Below are 3,276 nucleotides of genomic sequence, written 5' to 3' on the forward strand. Positions count from 1 at the left end.
TCTTTCTTTAAAGTCCTTTTTGACTGACAGTGTCAGGCTTATGAGAGAGTGTAGATAATTGTTATGGTCTCTTCATTGATTTGGAGAGCAAGATGGCAACAGAAGTGAATAGTCTCTGCTGCACTGTAGTGAAGTCATTCTTTATCTCTAGAGGGATGCCCCGAAATCATGACTAATCCCCTCTTCTACTTCAAAAATTTTGTAAAGAGATCAACGGCTCTTGGCAAGCCTCTCTGATAACCTATCGCTATGAAAAATCAAGCAGATATATCACAGGAATTATCCTAGAAACTCCAAACCAAAGAAAGAAAGAAAAAATAGAGGCTGGGCTGGTAGTCCAGCCAACGGGAACAGTTTTGCGAACAACCCCGTCCGATGCAACTCAACTCAACATCGCAGCCACTTCTTATCACTTGGAAACAGTGAGAAGATGGCTAATATAGATGGAAGAGTGTTAAAAAATGATGGATATACTTTGTAAAGAAAAATTAAAATCTGTTGATCCCATCTCACCCGCCGCTGCTTATATTGGAGGCAAAAGAAGATTAGCCAAAACCATTGTCAAAATTATCGAGGACATCCCTCATAGCATTTATGCCGAACCTTTTGTTGGAATGGGAGGAATATTCTTTAGGCGAAAGTTGATTCCGCCCACTGAAATTATTAATGATCGTTTAGGAGATGTAGTGAATTTTTTTAGGGTGTTGCAACGCCATTATCACCCTTTTATGGAATTGCTAGAATTTCAGATCAGTAGCCGTGAGGAATTTCAACGCTTGCGCATGCAAGACCCAAACACTCTCACGGATTTAGAGCGCGCTTCAAGGTTTTTATATTTGCAGCGTTTAAGCTTTAGCGGGAAGGTGGCCGACCGTACGTTTGTGGTTGAAACAGACCGCGGTGCACAGTTTAATCCTTTGAAACTTGAAGCCTCATTAAAGCTTATTTACCAACGTTTAGCGAGTGTTACCATTGAACATTTAGACTGGTCTAATTTTATACTTCGCTATGATCGGCCAAATACCTTGTTTTATCTTGACCCACCTTATTGGGGCGTTGAGGATTACTACGGAAAGGATTTGTTTAAGCGGGAGGATTATCAGACGATGTCTGCGCTTCTCGCACAATTAAAGGGAAAGTTTCTTCTCTCTCTCAATGATGTACCAGAAGTTCGAAAAACCTTCAGCCAATTTACCCTAAAAGAAGTAAACACGTTTTATTCGTGTAACGCCTCAAATAATGCGATTCCAGCTAAAGAGTTGATCATCTCAAATTGCGATTTCTAAAACGAGAAATAATACATATTAAAGGGTCTTTAAATGATCTTTGAAGACCTTTTGAAACCCCTTAAAAATCTTTCAAAAAAATAAATTAGTATAAAACCTAAGCTATCAGACTTTCTAGTGGAATATTGAACTGTTGGTGCAAGTTTTTAATCATGCGCAGTGTTAATTTTCTTTTACCACTCAAGATTTCATAAACACGATTTAAATGACCAATCGCAGGAACGAGATCTTTAGCACTTAAGTTCATTTGTTCCATTCTAAATTTAATAGCTTCAATCGGGTGAGGAGGAGAAACAGGATAGTGTTCTGCTTCATACGCTTCAATCAACAACACAAGAACCTCCATTTGATCAAATTCTGGAGTATTCTCTTTAGGTTGATTGTCAAACATTGCAGACACAATTTCTAAAGCTTCTTGATACTCTCTCTCTGTACGAATTGGTTTGATATTCATTTCTTAAATTCCTTTAGTTCTACAGTATTAGCATCAATTGCATCATACTGTTTGTGTGTCCCTATAAATTTTATATAAAGCCAACCTGCTGGATAAAAGATTGAAACAACTAAACGATAATCATTGCCTCTAATATTAAAAACAACACGATTATTCTTTAATATGCTTGCATTTTTATACTTCTCTTTAATGTCATGAGGAGAACGCCACTGCGCATTTTTAGCTTCATCTACCCATGCTTTTAACGGTTGTTCAGCATCAGGATATCGAGCCCAAAAAGTTTGAAGTGTGGAGATTTTAACAATTTTCATAAGTTTATCCTGATTTTTATCAATCTTAGTACCATTTTGGGACCAAGTCAAGATATTTATAAAAAGAAAGTGCTTGTTGAAAACAAACCTTTCTCAAGAGCGGCTCTTTACCTCTCATTTTTCCCATTCATTTCATTAGCCAACCATTTAAAGGAGCATAAAGTATGGCAACAGGTTTTCTACACGGTGTTGAAGTCGTTGAAGTTGACGACGGCACCCGCCCCCTTCGCGCGGTTCAGTCTGCCGTTATCGGGATTGTTGGCACAGCACCAGATGCCGATGAACAAGCATTCCCTCTCAACACACCGGTTTTGGTAGCAGGCTCTCTTTCACAAGCTGCAAAACTCGATAGAACAGGCAAACGACGCGGCACTTTACCCAATGCCCTTGATCTTATTTTTAAACAAGTAGGAGCAATTGTCGTTGTCGTACGCGTGAACGAGGGTGACAACGAAAATGCAACACTCACCAATATTTTGGGTGGTGTAAACGCAAATGGCGCTTATGAAGGTGTTCATGCTTTTATTGGAGCACAATCCATTGTGGGACAAACACCACGCATTCTCATCGCTCCAGGCTTTACACATCAACGCCCTTCCAGTGTGAATATTGAAGAGAATGGAACTGATGCAACTGCCAACCCCGTCGCAGCAGAACTGATTGGCATTGCAGAACGTTTGCGCGCCATTGTGGTGCTTGATGCACCCAACACAACAGATGAAGCCGCTCTTAGCACAGCAAAGGATTTTGATTCAAAACGCGCTATTATCGTTGACCCTTTTGTAAAGGTGAATCGTGATGGAAAAATCATAGAACAGCCAGCAAGTGCAGCAGTTGCAGGTGTCATTGCTAAAACTGATTTTACACACGGTTTTTGGCATTCTCCTTCAAACAAAGTGATCAATGGCATTGTTGGTATTGCACGCCCCATTGATTTTTCCATTGGGGACAGATCCAGCCGTGCCAACCTTCTTAATGAACAAAACATCACAACAATTATCCGCGAAAATGGTTATCGCCTCTGGGGTAATCGCACCCTTTCAAGTGATACAAAATTTGCTTTCTTATCCGTAGTACGCACCGCAGATATGATCAATGATGCCATTTTGCGCGGACATCTATGGGCTGTCGACCGCAATATCAAAAAAACCTACATGAATGATGTCAGTGAAAGCGTCAATGCCTATTTGCGTGATTTGAAAGCACAAGGCGCCATTCTTGGTGG

At 40.2% G+C, this 3,276-nt stretch carries 4 protein-coding genes; 2 read left to right on the top strand and 2 right to left on the bottom strand.

Annotation, left to right across the window (positions count from 1 at the left end; translation table 11 throughout):
• Window positions 1-464: 464 nt before the first annotated feature.
• Window positions 465-1,286: a DNA adenine methylase gene (locus ACFIJL_RS08895; RefSeq protein WP_375624314.1), complete on the top strand. Its 822-nt coding sequence runs from the start codon at window positions 465-467 to the stop codon at window positions 1,284-1,286.
• Between the two features lie 97 nt (window positions 1,287-1,383).
• Here ACFIJL_RS08895 and ACFIJL_RS08900 read toward each other — a convergent pair whose 3' ends face one another.
• Window positions 1,384-1,740, bottom strand: coding sequence for a type II toxin-antitoxin system HigA family antitoxin (locus ACFIJL_RS08900; RefSeq protein ID WP_375624310.1), 357 nt, complete (start codon window positions 1,738-1,740; stop codon window positions 1,384-1,386).
• Window positions 1,737-2,051 carry a type II toxin-antitoxin system HigB family toxin gene (locus ACFIJL_RS08905; RefSeq protein WP_317993618.1) on the bottom strand — a complete coding sequence of 105 codons (315 nt, stop codon included), beginning with the start codon at window positions 2,049-2,051 and terminating at the stop codon, window positions 1,737-1,739. The genes ACFIJL_RS08900 and ACFIJL_RS08905 overlap by 4 nt, the downstream gene beginning before the upstream one ends.
• 164 nt (window positions 2,052-2,215) lie before the next feature.
• Here ACFIJL_RS08905 and ACFIJL_RS08910 point away from each other — a divergent pair.
• A partial coding sequence (locus tag ACFIJL_RS08910) for a phage tail sheath subtilisin-like domain-containing protein (RefSeq protein WP_375624312.1) occupies window positions 2,216-3,276 on the top strand: 1,061 nt, incomplete at its 3' end.

This window comes from Bartonella sp. TT119HLJHH, assembly GCF_042193385.1.
Taxonomy (GTDB): domain Bacteria; phylum Pseudomonadota; class Alphaproteobacteria; order Rhizobiales; family Rhizobiaceae; genus Bartonella.

Excerpts from the sequence above, each read along its gene's own strand:
- ACFIJL_RS08900 (WP_375624310.1), bottom strand. The coding sequence starts at position 1,740 with ATGAATATCAAACCAATTCGTACAGAGAGAGAGTATCAAGAAGCTTTA.
- ACFIJL_RS08895 (WP_375624314.1), top strand. The coding sequence starts at position 465 with ATGGATATACTTTGTAAAGAAAAATTAAAATCTGTTGATCCCATCTCA.
- ACFIJL_RS08905 (WP_317993618.1), bottom strand. The coding sequence starts at position 2,051 with ATGAAAATTGTTAAAATCTCCACACTTCAAACTTTTTGGGCTCGATAT.